General features: G+C 71.3%; 14 protein-coding genes. 4 read left to right on the plus strand and 10 right to left on the minus strand.

The window, feature by feature from the left end; translation table 11 throughout:
* Positions 1–122: 122 nt before the first annotated feature.
* From tpiA to FG385_RS23225, 4 genes are all read right to left on the minus strand, one after another.
* Positions 123–911 (minus strand): triose-phosphate isomerase, encoded by a 789-nt coding sequence (gene tpiA, locus FG385_RS23210; protein WP_139098885.1) that lies wholly within the window; start codon positions 909–911, stop codon positions 123–125.
* A complete protein-coding gene (locus FG385_RS23215; protein ID WP_139098886.1) occupies positions 911–2,107 on the minus strand; it encodes a phosphoglycerate kinase in 1,197 nt (398 codons plus the stop codon). The genes tpiA and FG385_RS23215 overlap by 1 nt, the downstream gene beginning before the upstream one ends.
* A gap of 3 nt (positions 2,108–2,110) precedes the next feature.
* The gene (gap, locus tag FG385_RS23220) at positions 2,111–3,115 is read right to left on the minus strand and encodes a type I glyceraldehyde-3-phosphate dehydrogenase (protein ID WP_139098887.1); all 1,005 of its coding nucleotides are present in this window, start codon (positions 3,113–3,115) and stop codon (positions 2,111–2,113) included.
* Positions 3,116–3,249: 134 nt separating this feature from the next.
* Entirely contained in the window at positions 3,250–4,416 is a 1,167-nt protein-coding gene (locus tag FG385_RS23225; protein ID WP_200834618.1) for a winged helix DNA-binding domain-containing protein, read from the minus strand.
* Positions 4,417–4,467: 51 nt separating this feature from the next.
* On the opposite strand from FG385_RS23225, the gene FG385_RS23230 reads away from it, so the two are divergent.
* Positions 4,468–5,112 carry a LysE family translocator gene (locus FG385_RS23230; protein ID WP_139098889.1) on the plus strand — a complete coding sequence of 215 codons (645 nt, stop codon included), beginning with the start codon at positions 4,468–4,470 and terminating at the stop codon, positions 5,110–5,112.
* 111 nt (positions 5,113–5,223) lie between these two features.
* On the opposite strand, the gene FG385_RS34025 is transcribed toward FG385_RS23230, so the two are convergent.
* The 5 genes from FG385_RS34025 to FG385_RS23250 form a co-directional block, all read right to left on the minus strand.
* On the minus strand, positions 5,224–5,367 hold the full coding sequence (locus tag FG385_RS34025) for a hypothetical protein (protein WP_160148868.1): 144 nt from the start codon (positions 5,365–5,367) through the stop codon (positions 5,224–5,226).
* Between the two features lie 87 nt (positions 5,368–5,454).
* Positions 5,455–6,723: a S8/S53 family peptidase gene (locus tag FG385_RS23235; RefSeq protein ID WP_139098890.1), complete on the minus strand. Its 1,269-nt coding sequence runs from the start codon at positions 6,721–6,723 to the stop codon at positions 5,455–5,457.
* 69 nt (positions 6,724–6,792) lie between these two features.
* Positions 6,793–11,220, minus strand: coding sequence for a coiled-coil domain-containing protein (locus FG385_RS23240; protein WP_139098891.1), 4,428 nt, complete (start codon positions 11,218–11,220; stop codon positions 6,793–6,795).
* A 199-nt stretch (positions 11,221–11,419) separates the two neighbouring features.
* On the minus strand, positions 11,420–12,160 hold the full coding sequence (locus tag FG385_RS23245; RefSeq protein ID WP_139098921.1) for a hypothetical protein: 741 nt from the start codon (positions 12,158–12,160) through the stop codon (positions 11,420–11,422).
* Positions 12,161–12,296: 136 nt separating this feature from the next.
* Positions 12,297–13,766 carry a hypothetical protein gene (locus FG385_RS23250; RefSeq protein ID WP_139098892.1) on the minus strand — a complete coding sequence of 490 codons (1,470 nt, stop codon included), beginning with the start codon at positions 13,764–13,766 and terminating at the stop codon, positions 12,297–12,299.
* Between the two features lie 35 nt (positions 13,767–13,801).
* Between FG385_RS23250 and FG385_RS23255 the strand changes: the two genes are divergently transcribed.
* Together FG385_RS23255 and FG385_RS23260 are read left to right on the plus strand one after the other, a co-directional pair.
* Positions 13,802–14,239 carry a PPOX class F420-dependent oxidoreductase gene (locus FG385_RS23255; protein WP_139098893.1) on the plus strand — a complete coding sequence of 146 codons (438 nt, stop codon included), beginning with the start codon at positions 13,802–13,804 and terminating at the stop codon, positions 14,237–14,239.
* A 43-nt stretch (positions 14,240–14,282) separates the two neighbouring features.
* Positions 14,283–14,990 carry a 2OG-Fe(II) oxygenase gene (locus FG385_RS23260; protein ID WP_200834619.1) on the plus strand — a complete coding sequence of 236 codons (708 nt, stop codon included), beginning with the start codon at positions 14,283–14,285 and terminating at the stop codon, positions 14,988–14,990.
* Here FG385_RS23260 and FG385_RS23265 read toward each other — a convergent pair.
* The gene (locus tag FG385_RS23265; RefSeq protein WP_139098894.1) at positions 14,987–16,003 is read right to left on the minus strand and encodes a glucosyl-3-phosphoglycerate synthase; all 1,017 of its coding nucleotides are present in this window, start codon (positions 16,001–16,003) and stop codon (positions 14,987–14,989) included. The two genes, FG385_RS23260 and FG385_RS23265, sit on opposite strands and share 4 nt — an antisense overlap.
* A gap of 158 nt (positions 16,004–16,161) precedes the next feature.
* Here FG385_RS23265 and FG385_RS23270 point away from each other — a divergent pair, with 158 nt between their 5' ends.
* Complete coding sequence (locus FG385_RS23270) at positions 16,162–16,617, plus strand: pyridoxamine 5'-phosphate oxidase family protein (protein WP_139098895.1); 456 nt, start codon at positions 16,162–16,164, stop codon at positions 16,615–16,617.
* The last annotated feature ends 4 nt before the right edge of the window (positions 16,618–16,621 follow it).

The following is a 16,621-nucleotide window of genomic DNA, read 5'->3' on the forward strand; positions in this document are numbered from 1 at the left end:
CTCTGTGTCTCGCTGGTGCCGGACGGCCCGACGGGTGGGTGACCCGGTCGCCTGGCGCCAGAAAGGTGTTCCCTGGTCGTGTGACGGTCTGAGGTTGACAGACTACTCGCCGACCGCCGGCCTCACGGCAGCGGTCCCCCCGCGGCCATGGCGCACAGCTTGGTGAACTCGTCTGCCTGCAGGCTCGCCCCGCCGACGAGGCCGCCGTCGATGTTCTCGCACGCCACCAGCTCGCCGACGCTGCCCGACTTCACCGAGCCGCCGTAGAGCACCCGCACCTCGTCGGCCACCTCCGTACCGTACTTGTCGGCCAGCGTCTCCCGCAGCGCCTTGCACACCTCTTCGGCGTCCGCGGGCGTGGCCACCCGCCCGGTGCCGATCGCCCAGATCGGCTCGTAGGCCACCACCACCTGCTCCTTGACCTGCTCGGCCTTGAGCCCCTTCAACGCGGCGATGAGCTGCGTGCAGCCGTGATCGACGTGGCCGCCCGCCTCTCGTACCTCGAGACTCTCGCCGACGCACACGATCGGGCTGATGCCGTGCTTGATCGCCGCGCGGACCTTCTTGTTGACCAGCTCGTCGCCCTCGTTGTGGTACTCGCGCCGCTCCGAGTGACCGACGATCACGTAGGTGCAGCCGAGCTTGGCGAGCATCGGCCCGGAGACCTCCCCGGTGTACGCGCCCGAGTCGTGTGGCGAGAGGTCCTGCGCGCCGTAGGTCAGTAGCAGCTTGTCCCCGTCGACCAGGGTCTGGATGCTGCGGATGTCGGTGAACGGCGGGATTACCGCGACATCCACCTTCGCGTAGTACTTCTCCGGCAGGGAGAACGCGATCTTCTGCACCAGCGCGATGGCCTCGAGGTGGTTGAGGTTCATCTTCCAGTTGCCGGCGATGAGCGTCTTGCGCGCCATCAGGAGCCCTCCCCGAGCACGGCGACGCCCGGCAGTTCCTTGCCCTCGAGGTACTCCAGGGAGGCCCCGCCGCCGGTCGAGATGTGCGAGAACTTCTCTTCCGGCAGGCCCAGGACGCGGACCGCGGCGGCCGAGTCGCCGCCGCCGACCACGCTGAACGCTCCCGAGTCGGCGATCGCCTGCCCGACTCCGCGCGTCCCGGCGGCGAACGGCGCCAGCTCGAACACACCGGCCGGGCCGTTCCAGAACACCGTCTTCGCCCCGGCTATCTTCGCCGCGAACGCCTCGACCGTGCGCGGGCCGACGTCGAGGCCCATCCACTCGCCGGGGATCGCGCCGGCGCTCACCGTGTCGGTGGCCGCGTCGGCGGCGAACCTGTCCGCCACCACCACGTCGGAGGGCACCACGATCTTGTCGCCGTGCTCGTCGAGCAACTTGCGCGCGGTGTCGACGAAGTCCTGCTCCAGCAGGGACTTGCCGACGCCGTGGCCCTGCGCGGCGAGGAAGGTGAAGGCCATGCCGCCACCGATGAGCAACGTGTCGACCTTGGGCAGCAGCGCCTCGATGACGGCGAGCTTGTCGGAGACCTTCGACCCGCCGAGCACCACGACGTACGGGCGCTCCGGCCGGCCGGTCAGCTTGCCGAGCACTTCGAGTTCGGCCAGCACGAGACCGCCCGCGTAGGCCGGCAGCACCCGCGCCACGTCGTAGACCGAGGCCTGCTTGCGGTGGACGACGCCGAACCCGTCGGAGACGAACGCGTCCGCGAGCTTCGCGAACTCGGCGGCCAGTTCGGCGCGCTGGGCCTCGTCCTTGCTGGTCTCGCGCGGATCGAACCGCACGTTCTCCAGCAGCACCACCGAACCTTCGGCCTGCGCCGCGGTGGCCGCCTGCGCGTCCGCGCCGACGACGTCACCGGCCAGTCGCACATCCGCGCCCAGCAGTTCGCCGAGCCGGCCGGCGACCGGCCGCAGCGAGAACTTCGGGTCGGGCTCACCCTTCGGACGGCCGAGGTGTGCCGCGACGACGACCTTGGCGCCGGCCTCGGCCAGGCGCTTGATGGTCGGCAGCGCGGCGCGCACGCGGCCGTCGTCGGTGATGGCCGAACCGTCGAGCGGGACGTTCAGGTCGGAGCGCACCAGCACGCGACGGCCGGACACACCCTCACCGATGAGGTCTTCGAGAGTCTTGACCATGGTTCAGGACAGCTTCGAGCCGACGAGGTTCACCAGGTCCGCGAGGCGGTTGGAGTAGCCCCACTCGTTGTCGTACCAGCCGAACACCTTGACCTGGTCGTCGATGACCTTCGTCAGCGGCGCGTCGAAGATGCACGAGGCCGGGTCGTTGACGATGTCCGAGGAGACGATCGGGTCCTCCGAGTAGCGCAGGATGCCCTTGAGCGGTCCGTCGGCCGCGCCCTTGTACGCCGCGTTGATCTCCTCGATGGAGGCCTTCTTCTGCAGGTCGACGGTCAGGTCGGTGATCGAGCCGGTGGGCACGGGCACGCGCAGCGAGTAGCCGTCGAGCTTGCCGTTCAGCTCCGGCAGCACGAGGCCGATCGCCTTGGCCGCACCGGTGGAGGTGGGGACGACGTTCAGCGCGGCGGCGCGGGCGCGGCGCGCGTCCTTGTGCGGGCCGTCCTGCAGGTTCTGATCCTGGGTGTAGGCGTGGATCGTGGTCATCAGACCCTTTTCGATGCCGAAGGCCTCGTGCAGGACCTTGGCGAGCGGGCCGAGGCAGTTCGTGGTGCAGGAGGCGTTCGAGATGATCGTCTGCGAACCGTCGTAGAGGTTGTCGTTGACGCCCAGCACGACGGTCAGGTCCTCGCCCTTGGCGGGCGCGGAGATGACGACCTTCTTGGCGCCACCGGCGATGTGCGCCTTCGCCGCGTCGGCGTTGGTGAAGAAGCCGGTCGACTCGAGGACCACGTCGACCCCCAGGTCACCCCAGGGCAGGTTGGCCGGGTCGCGCTCGGCGAGGGCCTTGACGGTCTTGCCGCCGACGACGATGCCCTCACCGCTGACGGTGACCTCCTCGGGGTACCGGCCCAGGACGCTGTCGTACTTGAGCAGCTGTGCCATGGTCTTGACGTCGCCGAGGTCGTTGAACGCCACCACCTCGATGTCGTGACCCGTGGCCTGCACGGCACGGAAGAAGTTACGGCCGATCCGGCCGAAGCCGTTGACACCTACGCGAACCGTCACTGCTCGTCTCTCCTCGGGTCCGACCCGGCCTCGCGACCGGGATACACATCTTCGGGCTCATGGGCCACCCTAGCGTGCCTGGCCCTGGGCGGATCGACCTGGACCGGCGAGACGCCGGCAGCCTGGAGAATCGATCAAGAAGACAGCTCCTTCTCCAGCGGAGTGCGGAACTTCGGCACGACCCGGAGCTCACCGAGCCATTCGCGCACCCGGTCCGCCTCGCGCTCGATCGCGATCTTCGCCTCACGACCTGCCCCTTCGAGCATACTGTATACAATTTCTCCTGAGGGGCGCTGCGCCCAGCCACCCACGACGCGGCCACCCCACCACACGGTCGGCCCGATGTTCCCGGTTCGGTCGAACAGCGGAGCCTGGTGGTCGCCGAGATACCACTCGCGGCGCGCCCAGCCCATCGGCGTCGGGTCCAGCGCGGGCAGGAACGCGGCGGCCGGTTCGGGCTCCGGGACGGGCTCGAGGTCCTCGGGTAGCACGATGCCCGGTGCACCGCCGAGGTCGACCTCGGCCGGGCCGATCTCGGCGAGGGCCTTCTTCGTCTGCGCCGCGGTCCAGCCTGTCCACCATTTGAGGTCCTCGACCGGAGCCGGCCCGAAGGCGTACAGCCACCGGCGCGCCAGTTCGACACGGGCTTCGCCGGCCTCGACGGCGGGGATCCCGCTTTCGAGCCACGAGTCCGCCGTCGCCCAGGAGTACTGGGTGGACAGCCACGACCCGCGCGGGCGGCCCCGCACGATGCGGCCCTGAGCGGCGAGCAGGAACAGCACCCGGTTGGTGATGTAGCCGCGGGACTCGTACGGTTTTCCTTGCGCCACCACGATTTCCGTGCGCAGCCGGGGCTCTCCGTCCGCGATCTGCTGCGCATGCGCGCTGCCGCGGGCGGCCAGCGCCCGGAACGCGCCCTCTTCGACCTCCGCGAGCCACGGGTCGAGGTCGGTGTCCAGTTCGGCCGTGGCCAGCTGCTGGATCAGGTGTTTCCGCTGCTTGCGGGCGATTTCGCCGGCGCAGGCGGCCTGCACGACGGGGGCGAGCGCGACCGGGACGACGAACATCGTGCGGCGCATGCCGAGCATCCGCAGCAGCGTGCGGGCCTCGTAGAGCGCGTGCTCGGCCGTGGCGGGCTCGCGCAGGCGGACCGCGGTGGACAGGTGCACCGTCGCGGGGTCGGTGGCGTGCAGGGCCACGAGGCTTTGCGCGACCTGCTCCACGCTCTCCGCGGGCACGCCCAGATGATGGCGCGTCACCAGCCGCGCCCGCCGTTCGGCGATGCTGATCGTTCTCGTCACGGTGCTTGTCCTACCAGAGGGGTCCGACAAAAACCGGCTAGTCTCGGCTCCATGGTGTCTCCTGGACATTTCGCGGCGTTCGCCGCGCTGGTCTTCGTGATGGTCGTCGTGCCGGGGCCGAGCGTGCTGTTCACCATCAGCCGCGCGCTGACCGTCGGGCGGCGTGACGCCCTGCTGACGGTCGTGGGGAACGCGGCCGGGGCCTACACGCAAGTCGTGGCGGTCGCCTTCGGGCTCGGCGTGCTCGTGCGGACGTCGGCCACGGTGTTCACGGTCATCAAGCTCGCCGGTGCGGCCTACCTGGTGTATCTGGGCGTGCAGGCGATCAGGCACCGCCGCAGGCTGGGCGAGACACTGGCCGCCGCCGTGCGCACGACCCCCGGCCGGACGCTGAGGGTGCTGCGCGACGGGTTCGCCGTGGGCTTCACCAACCCGAAGACGATCGTGTTCTTCGCGGCGGTGCTGCCGCAGTTCGTCGACTACCCGGCCGGCCGGGTGCAGGTGCAGATCCTGCTGCTGGGCATCTGCCTGCCGGTCATCGCGGTACTTTCCGACACCGTGTGGGCGCTCACCGCCGGCGCGGCGCGTGACTGGTTCGCGCGCTCGCCGAAGCGGCTCGAACTCGTCGGCGGCACGGGTGGCCTGGTGATGATCGGGCTCGGCGCCGGAATCGCGCTCACCGGCCGCAAGGACTAGGAACCGGCCCGGTGGCGGGGCTGCTGCCGTGGGGTTCCGAGTTCGGGGGGCGCGAAGCTGGACAGCATCGCACTGCGCCGGTGGCGCTCGGCGCAGCGCTGAGGCCGATGACTAGGAATTGATCAACTGGTTGACGCGCTGGTGCGACAACCCGAGGAGATCGGCGATCGCACATTGCGAGAGGTTGCCGTGCGCGACCGCCACCCACAGGTTGTCTTCCCGCGTCACGGTGACGTCGTAGTCAGGGCTGGCCATCACTTCTCCATCCACTTCTCGCCGAACAAGTGCGCGAGGCCGCCCAACTAGACGCGTAGAACTGGGCGTTCTAGCTGAGACGAGAACTCAGAACCGGAACAGGCCGTGCGGGCTGCCCAGCCCGGTCGGCCCGTCCCAGCCGGGGCCCGCGGCGCACAGCCGCCCGTCGAAGGTCTGTTTCTGGTCGCCTTCGGGTGGCAGGCAGCGGCCGTTGCTGATGGTGCCGGTCGTTCCCGACGTGACGTCCTGGAACGACGCCGGATCCATCGCGTAGAGCAGGTTCGGCCCGAGCACGCCGGTGAGTGGCCCGCTCGCGGCGTAGACCCCGGCGATGAACGGCGCCGACGCGCTGGTCCCGGCCACCACGGTCCAGCCGAGCGGGTTGTGGGTCTGCGGGCTGTAGGTCGTGTAGATGGCGAGGTCGGCGGCGACGGCGGACACGTCGGCCCCGGCCCGCGCGCCCGTGCACGACGTGTTCACCGCGACGGGCTGGCCGAGCGGCGGGGCCGCCCCGGGCGCGCAACTCGAACCCGCGCCGTTCCACGCGCCTTCGCTGTATCCGCCTTCCTGTTTGACCAAGGCCGTCCCGCCGGCCGAGGTCACCGTGGGCAGCGCCTGCGGCCACAGGTACTCGTTCGCCTCGAAACCGCTGTCACCGCTGGAAGCCACCATCGCCACCCCGGGCCGGGACAGCTGCGACGCGACCGGGCCGTGCAGCATCGCGTCGTCGCCCGGCAGGCCGTAGCTGATGCTCACGGCGTTCGCGCCCTGGGCCACGGCCGTCTGCACCGCGGTGCCGAACGCGGCGGCGTAACCGTCCATATCGGCCGGTTTACCGCCCGACGACGGGAGCGCCGAGTGCGGGATCTGGATCTCCATGAGGCGGCAGTCGGGGCAGGCCGCCGATGCCATGTCCACGTCGAGCGAGGTCTCCAGGGCGATCGCCTCGTCGATCGCCTCACCGGTTTCGTCCGTCGCGGGCGCGAGCGCGGGGCCGCCGTGGTAGTCCATCTGCCGGAAGCAGCCGGTGTAGCTCGCGCACGGCGGGAGGCCGTACTTCGCCCGGTAGACCGCGAGATCGCTTTCCAGCGTGGGATACGCGCCGACGTCGATGATCGCGATCGTGCCCGCGTTCGGCGCGCGTGCCGGGATCTCGTGGGACCGCCGCAGGTCGTCCGCGCCCCAGCCCACCGGTTCCTCGTACCGGCTGCCGGCGAACCTCTCGACCTGGCACGCGACGCGCGCGAACTGCCCGCCGCAGACCGGTTCGAATCGCGCCGCCGCAATCGCGGGCGCACAGGAGAACGCCGCGACGAGAAGTACTCCGGCGACGATCGCGAGTGCGGACCGGAACATCGGGCTCCTTCTCGTCGGGTCCGGGACGGGACACCGCCGGAAGTTAGTTGATCAAGCCCGGTCTCGCAGCTACTGTCCCTCCTTCGTGAACAGGCGGGTCGCCGCGAGGTGCGAGACGCCGTCGGGCTCGGCCAGTTCGTCGAGGTGGCCACGGATCGTCGCGTCGACCGACAGGTACTTGCGCCCCGCCCGCAGGTCCGCGTCGTTGCGCAGGCGCACGATCAGCGGGAACTCCGAAAGCGCGCCGGCGTCGAACAACCCGGTCGTGTAGATCAGCTGCACGCCCAGCGCACCGGCGACGACCCGTTGCAGCTCCAGCAGATAGCCCGCGGACGCCCGGCCGATCGGGTTGTCCAGGAACAGCACTCCCGAATGCCGGTTGCGCATCTTCCCGCGGTTGTTGGCCCGCAGCGCGGCAAGCGTGCAGTACAGGATGATCGCCGCGGTGAGCTGCTGGCCGCCGGAGAACACGTCGCGGATCTCCGGTACCCGCTGGCGTTCGGTCCGCAGCACCGAGTCCGGTTTGAGCATGTCCACCCGGAATCCCTTCGGCACCGCCGCCCGCACCCCGCGCAGCACCAGCGACATGCCGTCACGTTTGACGTCGCGGCCGTCGCTGGTCTTGCCCGCGGCGGCCTCGTCGACGACCTGGCCGAGCGCCTCGGTCAGCTCGGGCTCCTCGGGATCGGCGAAGCGGATGCGCAGGAACTCCTGCCCGGACCAGTCGCCGAGACCCTCCGGCAGCCGCGAAAGCCGTTGCGCGGACCGGAGCATCCGCAACGCGCCCTCGACCATCCCCTGCAGCCGCGCGACGATGCCCGAACGGTGCCGGTCGATCTGCGCGAGGTCGTCGGTCAGCGTGCGCAGCCGCGGTTTCAGCGCGCTCGCCCATTCCGCGGCGCTCGCCGGGAGCGCGTCACGGCGCACCGAGATGATCTGCTGCCGCACCGGGCTGGACAGCTTCTCGAACCGCTTGTCGGTCGCGTACTGGGCCAGCGAGTCGGCATGCGCCCTGACCCGCTTCTCGGCTTGGTCCACTGTGGACTCGGCTTCGGCGAGCGACGAGGTCAGCTTGCGGTAGCGGTCCTGCGCGGCCTCGACGTCCCCGTCGAACACCCGTCCCGGCTCGCCGGAGGGCGCGAGGTGCGCCATGGACTCGGCCAGCAGGCGGAATCCCGCCGCCGAGGCGCTGGCCGTCTCCGCCGCGCGCTCGGCCTCGGCGCGCCGTGCCTGGGCCTCTTCCCAGGCACGGGCGGCGGCGCCGGCCTCTTCCGCGGCTTCGTCGATCAGTTCGCGGCCATGCCCGGCGTCGCGTGGGCGGGTTTCCAGCGTGGCGCCCTGCCTCGGCAACTGGTCCAGTTCGGCCTTGCAGGTCGCGACCAGGCCGATCGCCTCGCCGTGCTCCTGCTCGACCGCCGCGACCACCCTGCCCGCGCGTGCCTGCGCGGCGGCGCGAGTCGCCGCGTCCGAACCGTCGGGGGTCTCCAGCAGCCGCGACGCCTGCTCGCGCACGCCCGGGTCGAGGACCTCCAGGGCCGCCCTCGCCGCGGACTCCGCCGATTCGGCCTGCTCCAGCTCGGCCCTCAGGTCACTGCCGACCTCGACCTTCGCGTACGCGTCACTTGCCGAAGAAAACGCCCGGCGCAGCGCGTCCACCGGTTCGGCGGGCGCCGGGTCCTCTTCGGACACCGAACCGCCGCCAGGCACCTCGGCCAGCTCGGCGCGTGCGCCCGAGACCGTGCGCCGGTGCCCGTCAGCCGTGCGCTGCTCTTCCGCGGCCGCCTCGCGCGCCCGGGCCGCCTTCGCGCTCGCTTGCCCCGTCTCGGTTTCCGCACGCGCGATGATCTCCCGCGCGCGCTCGATCTCTTGTGTCCACTGTGGAATCCGCGCGAACCGCTCGGCCAGCTCACCGAGCCGGCGGGCTCGCTCCTCCCCCATGCGCGCCTCGGCCCGCAGCGCCGGGACGGCCTCGCGCAGCCTCGTCCGGCGAGCGGCGAGCCCGGCAAGGTGCCGGTCGGCACCCGCGGCGGCGTCCTGGGCTCCGGCCAGTTCGGTCGCCGCTGTCTCGGCCTCTTCGGCGAGGGTGGCCAGCGCGCCGGGCGGGTAGTCCTCGCGCCAGGCGGTGAGCTTCCATTCGAGGGCGGCGTCGTCCCCGATGGCGGTCGCGAGCGCTTCGAGCTGTTTCTGGCGGCGGGAATGGCGGGCGAGGATGGCCTGCCGCTCGGTGTCGGCGGCCTCCTCGTCGTACATCGCGGGGTTCGGCGGCACCAGGAACTCGATCCCGGGCGCGGCGCCGTCCCGCTTGACCGCTTCCGTCGTGCCCACCGGCAGCACCGCGCTTGGCAGCAGCTTCGCGTCCGCGAGCGCGGCCTTCGCGCGGGTGAGCTGCGCCGGATCGTTGACCAGGACGCCACCGACCAGATGGGGTCGTCCGGCGAGCACCCGCGCACGCGCTTCAGCATCCATTGTGGACAGATAGCGCCAGCCCGACCAGGCGGTGATCCCGGCGTGTTCCAGGACATCGAGCGCGGCCTGCACCTCCGGCGGCGCGGGCAGCAGGCCACCGTCGCCCAGCGCGGCGAGGGCGCGCTCGTCGGCGGACTCCTCCATCCGCAAGGCCGTCTGCTCGCGTTCCGCGATCGATCGTGCCTCTCGCAGGCGTTTCAGCAGTGCCGGCGTGTCGGTCTCGAGCTGGACGTTCTCTCCGCCAAGGAGTTCCAGCAGCCGGGGGTTCGCCGCGAGCGCGTCGGTGCGGCGGTGTGCCTTCGCCAGCTCGCTCGCGGCCTGGTCCGCACGCGCCCGCGCCGCGGAAGCCCGTTGCTGCGCGGTGTGCAAGGCCTGCTGCGCTTCGGCGTGTTCCTCGGCGACGCGTTCCAGCTCGGCCTCGCGTGCGACCAGTTCGCTCGCCGCGTTCTCCCCGCGTGCGCGGGCTTCCTGTGCCGCCTCGGCGACCCGCGTGCCGTCGGACAGCAGGCCTTCGCGCACGGCCTCCTGCACCTGGGCACGGACCTCGTCGATCCGGGCCGAAACCTGCGCCTCCTCGGCACGGTGCTTCGCCGCGGTGCTGGTCGCCTCGTCGCGCTGGTCCTGCGCCTTCGCCGCCTCCGCGCGAGCCGCCCCCGCGCGTTCCTCCGCCGCCTCGGCCTGCTCCCCCGCGCCGCGCGCCAGCGCGAGCAGGCCGTGGGCGAGCGCGTTCGCCGCCGCGTTCTTGGCCTCCAGCGCCGGTTTCGCGCTCTGCTCCCGCTCGCCCACCAGCTCCCGGATGTCGGTGGCCTTGCGGACGGCGTTGACATGCGCGAGCACCGTGCCGGTCTCGCGCCACGCCTCGGCCGTCGCGCGGGCCTGTGCCAGCTCGTCGTCGAGACGCTGCTTGTCCGCGGTGGCGTCGGTGAGCCTCAGTTCGGCGACGACACGGCGCAACTCGGTCACGACCGCGGACAGGCGGCGATGGTCGCCCTCGGCGAGCTTCTCCGCGTCGCGCGTCTCGTCGACGAACGCCGTGAGCCCGGACAGCCGGCCGGCTTCCAGCTCGTGCCGCGCGAGCACGGACCCGGCGAACGCCTGCGCGTCCGATCGCGCGGCGCCGGCGAGCTTGCGCGACGCGGCGGCCAGTGATTCCTCTTCGGACAGTGGCCCCAGCAGGTCCAGCGCCCCGGCGACGAAGTCCCGTTCGGCCATCAGATCGCCGCGCTGGCCCAGGTTGTGGGCATAGGTCTGGACCACATCGGCGAGATCGCGCGGATCGTCCTCCGGGATGACCGCCTTGAGCAGGAACTCGACGAACGCCTCGTCCGAGGTGAAGGTGAACGCGTCCGCCGCTTCACCCTCGCCGGCGTTCATCGCGCGCTGGTACCGGAACAGCTCGGTGTCCAGGCCGAGCGTGTCGAGCCGCTCGGTCCACTCGTGGTGCCGCCGGGTCCACGACAGTTCCAGTTCGGGCTCCGCGGCGTGCGCCGCGTCGAGCCGTTCGGCGAAGGCGGACATCGTCAGCAGCCGGCCGTCCTCGGCGAACGGCAGCGATTCGAGACCCGTGGAAGCGCTGGGGCGGAAGCAGAACCACGAGTCGATGAGGTTCGCCGGATCGCCTGACACGACGTGCCCGCGCCATTCGGACACCTTGCCGGTGATGATCCGCTGCCCGGTCTCGGTGTGCTGCCATTCCAGCACGACATGCGAGACGTCCTTCGCGCCGACGAACTTCTCCAGCACCCGGGTGTTCGTCGTGCCGACCACCTGGCGGCGGCCGGGCAACATGACCGAGAAGATCAGCTTGATCAGCACCGACTTGCCGCCGCCGTTCTCCAGGAACAGCACGCTCGCCGGGGACGGCCGCCGGGGCAGGCCCTCGGCGGCCGCGTGGATCCCGGCGGTGAACAGCGCGTCCTGCGCCGGTGCCCTCACGACCGGGCCGACCCCGGAGAAGTCCAGCACCACGTCCTGGTACCGCGCGCCCGCCGGGCCGACCGAATGCAGGCGCACCCTTGACAGCTCGTACATAAGACTCCTTCAGAAGGATTTGCGTAGCGGTGCGGGTGGCGGAACCTGAGGCGGCCCCTGACTCCGGGATCGCCTCCTCATGAATGCCAATTCACCACGTCGGCGCTGTCCTCGCCAGGAACCACCTCAGAACCCGCGGCGGTGCCAGCGCACGGCCCACCGCAAGCGGCTCCGCCGCTTCCCAAAGAATGTCGCCCCCCTACAAAGTGTCCGAAATGGACGGGCGAAGGGACCCGGCCGCGTCCCCCACCGCGACCACGCCCAGCTCCAGGAGCTCTTCGAAGGCGCTGTCGGCCGCCAGCTCGCGCACCTGGACCTGGTAGCGCGGGGTCGTCCGGTAGGTGCCGCCCTGCTCGCCGCTGACCTGCACCAGGAACCCCTGGTCGGCGAGGAACCTCAGCGCCCGCGACACCATGCCGCGCGTCGTGTCCGACGCCAGCCGGCCGTCCTTCGTGGCCGCCGCGGCGGGCCGGCGCGCGTACGCCCGCCAGGCCTGTTCCAGCTCCGGCGCGTCCGACAGCGGGTCGTTGTTCCGCTCGGCCTTCGCGGCGCGCTCGTCGAGGATGCGGCAGGCTTCGCGGACCACGCCGTCGACCTGCTCGACGCTGACCCGCCCGATGTAGGTGTCGTTCGCGAGATCGTCCGGGCGCGGGTAGCCGAGCGCGGCGGTGGCCAGGTGCACCAGGCCGTGCAGCACCTTCTCGGTCTCCCGGCGTTCGCGGATCTTGCTCTGCCGCGCGTAGGAGTCCATCTTGATCTCGAACACGGACTCGTCGGTGGCCGCGAGCACCGCGCCGGCCTGCGTGCTGACGTCGAGCACCAGCAGCCCGAGCCCGGCCGCGACGGAGTTCGTCAGCTGCTTGAAAGCGCTGTCTTCGCCGTACCGGCGCACGAGGTCCGCGTACACCACGTCACGGCCGGGCAACTGCTTCGGCCGCATGCCGAAGGAGATCAGCCGGGCCGCCGACTCCACATCAGCGCTCACGCCAGACACCCTCGTGCCGTGAGGGGGTCCCTCATGGCGTTTTCGGCCGTGAGGGACCCCCTCACGGCACAACGGCTTGACACAGGGCTAGTCACGCCACCCCCTCTTCCTCACGTTCGATCAGCGCCGTGGTCAGCAACAGGTCCGCACCGCCGAACTCGTCGTCCTCCAGCACGGTGCCGTCGTCCACGGCGAGCAGCGTGCGCCCGTCCCCCTGCCGGACGGCCGCACCGATCTCCGGACTGTACGAGTGCAGCGCCCGCAGCGCGACCAGGCGCGCCAGCTGCGGGTCGGCTTCCCTCGCCTCGGCGAGCAGGCCCGACAGGCGCCGCGGCACCTCGGGGAGATCCAGCAGCTCGTCGGCGCGCCGCCACTGCTCGTCACTGTAGTAGTCGGCCTGCTCGGCCGGGACGAGCTCCGGCTCGGGCACCTCACCGACGAGGGTGTCGCGCTCGGGCGCCGGGCGCAGCAGCAGCGAGACCAGCGAAGGGAGGGAAGGCACCGTGGGCACGTCGACTCCGGCGGTCGCGTGGAAGAAGCGCTCCACCGGGCCGACCGCCTCCGCGATCGGCAGCTCGAGGCTCGGCATCAGCAGCTGGCCGAACAGGTCGATCGTGGCGCGCTGCGGCGGCCCGGAGAACTGCTGGCGGTCCTGTTCGGCGCGGAACACCGCGCCGGCGGCCTGCAGCCGGGACTGCAGCTGCGTATGCCGGCTGATGCAGTCGCCCACGATGTCGACCAGCTCGGCCGCGCGGCGCTTGTGATCCGGGTCCTCGGCTTCGTCGCGGGCGCGGGTGATGTTGCGCAGGATCGCGTTCTCGGCACGGAAACGGGTCTCGATATGCGACAGCGCCGAGTCGAGCAGCTCCGGCATCTCCTCGGCCCAGTCGACCGCGCGTACGTCACGGCGGGTCGCGTCCAGCTTGGCGCGCAGGGTCTCGCCGTACTGCACCGTGCGGTAGCGCGCCTGCTCCGCGGCGAGCTTCGCGTCGGCCAGCCGGCCGCGGCTGATGAGGTTCTCCAGCTTGACCTCGGCCGCGATCTGCGCCGACTCGACGTCGGTGTCCAGCGCGCCGACGAGCACGTTGATCGCCTCGTCGCTGGCACGCAGGTACACCTCGCCGTCGGGCGCCGCCAGCTCCACGAGCAGCTTGAAGTCGAACGCCCGGCGGCGGTACGCGCCGGTCTCGTCCACACTGCCGTAGACCCGGCGGAACCCGCGGTCGGCGGTGCCGACGTTGATCAGGTTGTCCAGCACCCAGCGCGCCACCCGCAGATGCTCCTCGGCGCCCCGGCCGGGCGCCTGCGCGGCGATGAACGGCTGGAGGCGGCGCACCACGTCGTCGTGGCCCGCGCCGGTGTCGAAGTCCATCGCGATGGTGACCTGGTCGATCGTGTGCAGCGCGATCTCGGCCATCTGGTAGACCGTCGCGTCGGCCCAGTCGAGCTTCGCCTTGCGGGCGTCGAGGTCGTGCAGCGGCGCGGTGCAGGCGAGCGCCTTCAGCCGCCGGGCCAGGCCCTCGTCGACCAGCCCGCCGCTGATCAGGTCCGCTTCTCGCACAGCGCACCACACTAGCTGCTTGTAGTTTTGGCGCCATGCACGACATGAGCCGGGAAGAGTGGTGGAAGTTCGCGAGCGAGGGCACCCGCACCGGGAAGGTCGCCGTCGTGCGGCCAGACGGGACGCCGCACGTGACGCCGGTGTGGTTCCTGCTCGACGAGACCGCCGACGGCGACGAGCTGATCTTCAACACCGGCGTGGACAGTGTGAAGGGCCGGGCGCTGCGGCAGCATCCGCGGATCTCGGTAACCGTCGACGACCAGGAGCCGCCCTACTCGTATGTGCAGTTCACGGCGGTCGCGTCGCTGCACGAGGACCTGGACGAGATGCTGCCGTGGTCGACGAGGATCGGCGCGCGCTACATGGGTGAGGACCAGGGCGAGGCGTTCGGCAAGCGCAACGCGGTGCCCGGCGAATACCTCGTGCGGGCGAAGATCACCAGGGTTGTCGCGCACGCCGATCTGGCCGGCTGATTTCCGCCAGCGCCGGCCGCCCGGCCGTGCGCAGACTGGCGAGGTGAAGCTCACCGAACGCGTCGGCGAACTGGACTGGGCCGCGCTGGTGGCCGAGGTGAACGAGTACGGCTGCGCCCTCACGCCGCCCCTGCTCACGCCGGAGGAGTGCCGCGGGCTGTCCGCGCTGTACGACGATCCCAGCCGGTTCCGGGCCACGATCGACATGGCCCGGTACCGGTTCGGCGCCGGGCAGTACCGCTACTTCGCGTACCCGCTGCCCGACGAGGTCGCCGAACTGCGCGCGGCGTTCTACCCGCATCTGCTCCCGATCGCGCGCAGTTGGGCGGCGCAGCTGCGGCGCGAGGCGCCGTGGCCGGACGAACTCGGGGACTGGCTGGCGCGCTGCCACGCCGCGGGTCAGGTGAAACCGACCCCGATCCTGCTGCGCTACGGCGCGGGCGATTGGAACGCCTTGCATCGCGATCTCTACGGGGATCTGGTGTTCCCGCTGCAGGTCGTGTTCGGCCTCGACGAGCCCGGCGCCGATCACACCGGCGGCGAGTTCCTGCTCGTCGAGCAGCGCCCGCGCGCGCAGTCCCGGGGCACCGCGACGGCGCTGAAGCAAGGACACGCCCTGATCTTCACGACCCGGGACCGCCCGGTGCGGTCGGCGCGCGGCTACTCGGCCTCACCGGTGCGGCACGGGGTGAGCACCGTCCGGTCCGGCCGCCGTCACACGCTCGGCCTGGTGTTCCACGACGCGAGTTAGGCGATGTCCCGCACGTCGGCGAGAACCTCGGCCAGGGGCGGGCGCTGGTGGCAGGACACGTCCGTCAGCACCATTTCCCGCTCGACGCCGTGCCCCGACTCGCCCCGGCGGAACTGCGCCAGCAGCGTCGCGGGCGGCTGGGCCGAGATCAGCCGCCCGTAGTGCGCGAGCCGGCCGACCAGCGTCTGCATGATCTGCCCGGACATCAGCCCCAGCGCCTGCGTGCTCTGGTGGCGGTGCGTCCGCTTGCCGAGATCCACCTGCGCCAGCGCGTCGAGCCCGCGGGACTCGAGGATGTCGATGAGGTGCCCGACCTCGACGCCGTAGTTGACGACGAACGGGATGCTCTCCAGCACCTCGCGGCGCCCGGCGTACTCGCCCGCCAGGGGTTGGACGAACCCCGCCAGCTCGGGCCAGTACATGTTCAGCAGCGGGCGGGCGACCAGTTCGGTGACCCGGCCGCCGCCCTCGGCGTCGGTGCCGCTCGTGCCCACGAGCGGGCGGTGGTAGAAGCCCTTGACGTAGGCCACCGACCGGTCGGTGAGCAGCGGGCCGAGCAGCCCGCTGACGTAGTCGCTGGTGAAGTCGTAGAGATCGCCGTCGACGAACACGACGATGTCCCCCGTCGTGGCGGCGAGCCCCTTCCACAGGGCTTCACCCTTTCCGGCCATCCCGGGCAGCATCGGCAGCACCGAGTCCTGCGCGACGACCGTGGCGCCCGCCTCGGCGGCGACCCGCGCCGTCGCGTCCTGCGAACGCGAGTCGACCACGAGCACCTCGTCCACGAGCGGGACGCCCGCCATCAGGTCCCGCCGGATGGTGCGGACGATTTCCCCCACCGTCGCTTCCTCGTCGCGAGCCGGGATGACGACGCTGACCGTGGTGCCGCGCTTCGCGGCGACGAGATCCCCAGGCCGCCAGCCGGCGGTGTGGCTGCTGCGCCGGGGGAGCCAGCTGCCCACGTCGGCGGAGACCTTGAGCTCCGCCTTCTCGTTCGTGCCGTTGGAACGCACGACTATCCCCTTCCCCGAACCTGACGTAGCCGGGATCCAGCGTCGGTTCGCAGGATTTCACGCATCATGCCGCCATGAAACTCCTGCGTTACGAGAACGGGTCCCCCCGGTGCCGCAGGTAACACCGGAGGTACATCATCCGTGCGACCATGAGGCGCATGGCAGCGTGGCGGGACGTCGAACAGGCGGCGCCGGAATTCGCGCGGCGGGTGCGGGCGCTGTTCGAGGCCCGCAAGCACAAGACGATCGCCACCGTGCGGGCGGACGGGGCGCCGCGGATCTCCGGGATCGAGGCCGTCTTCGCCGACGGCGAACTGGTCTTCGGCTCGATGCCGAACGCACGCAAGGGCGCGGACCTCCGCAGGGATCCCCGGTTCGCCGTGCACAGCGCCACCGTCGACCCTGTCGAGGGCGCCGAGGCGCAGTGGCCGGGCGAGGCGAAGATCTCGGGCCGGGCGATCGCCGCCGGGCCGGTCACCGAGGGCACGGGCGGCGACAGCTTCCGCGCCGACATCACCGAGGTCGTGCACACCCACCTCGACGACGAGGCCACGATGCTCGTCGTCGAGTGGTGGACACCGGCGCACGGGCTGCGGCGGATCGAGCGCGATTAGCGGG

It is taken from the genome of Amycolatopsis alkalitolerans, assembly GCF_006152065.1.
GTDB classification, from domain to species: Bacteria; Actinomycetota; Actinomycetes; order Mycobacteriales; family Pseudonocardiaceae; genus Amycolatopsis_E; species Amycolatopsis_E alkalitolerans.

Coding starts and splice junctions, on each gene's coding strand:
- tpiA (WP_139098885.1), bottom strand. CDS start 911: ATGGCGCGCAAGACGCTCATCGCCGGCAACTGGAAGATGAACCTCAAC.
- FG385_RS23215 (WP_139098886.1), bottom strand. CDS start 2,107: ATGGTCAAGACTCTCGAAGACCTCATCGGTGAGGGTGTGTCCGGCCGT.
- FG385_RS23230 (WP_139098889.1), top strand. CDS start 4,468: ATGGTGTCTCCTGGACATTTCGCGGCGTTCGCCGCGCTGGTCTTCGTG.
- FG385_RS34025 (WP_160148868.1), bottom strand. CDS start 5,367: ATGGCCAGCCCTGACTACGACGTCACCGTGACGCGGGAAGACAACCTG.
- FG385_RS23235 (WP_139098890.1), bottom strand. CDS start 6,723: ATGTTCCGGTCCGCACTCGCGATCGTCGCCGGAGTACTTCTCGTCGCG.
- FG385_RS23240 (WP_139098891.1), bottom strand. CDS start 11,220: ATGTACGAGCTGTCAAGGGTGCGCCTGCATTCGGTCGGCCCGGCGGGC.
- FG385_RS23245 (WP_139098921.1), bottom strand. CDS start 12,160: ATGCGGCCGAAGCAGTTGCCCGGCCGTGACGTGGTGTACGCGGACCTC.
- FG385_RS23255 (WP_139098893.1), top strand. CDS start 13,802: ATGCACGACATGAGCCGGGAAGAGTGGTGGAAGTTCGCGAGCGAGGGC.
- FG385_RS23270 (WP_139098895.1), top strand. CDS start 16,162: ATGGCAGCGTGGCGGGACGTCGAACAGGCGGCGCCGGAATTCGCGCGG.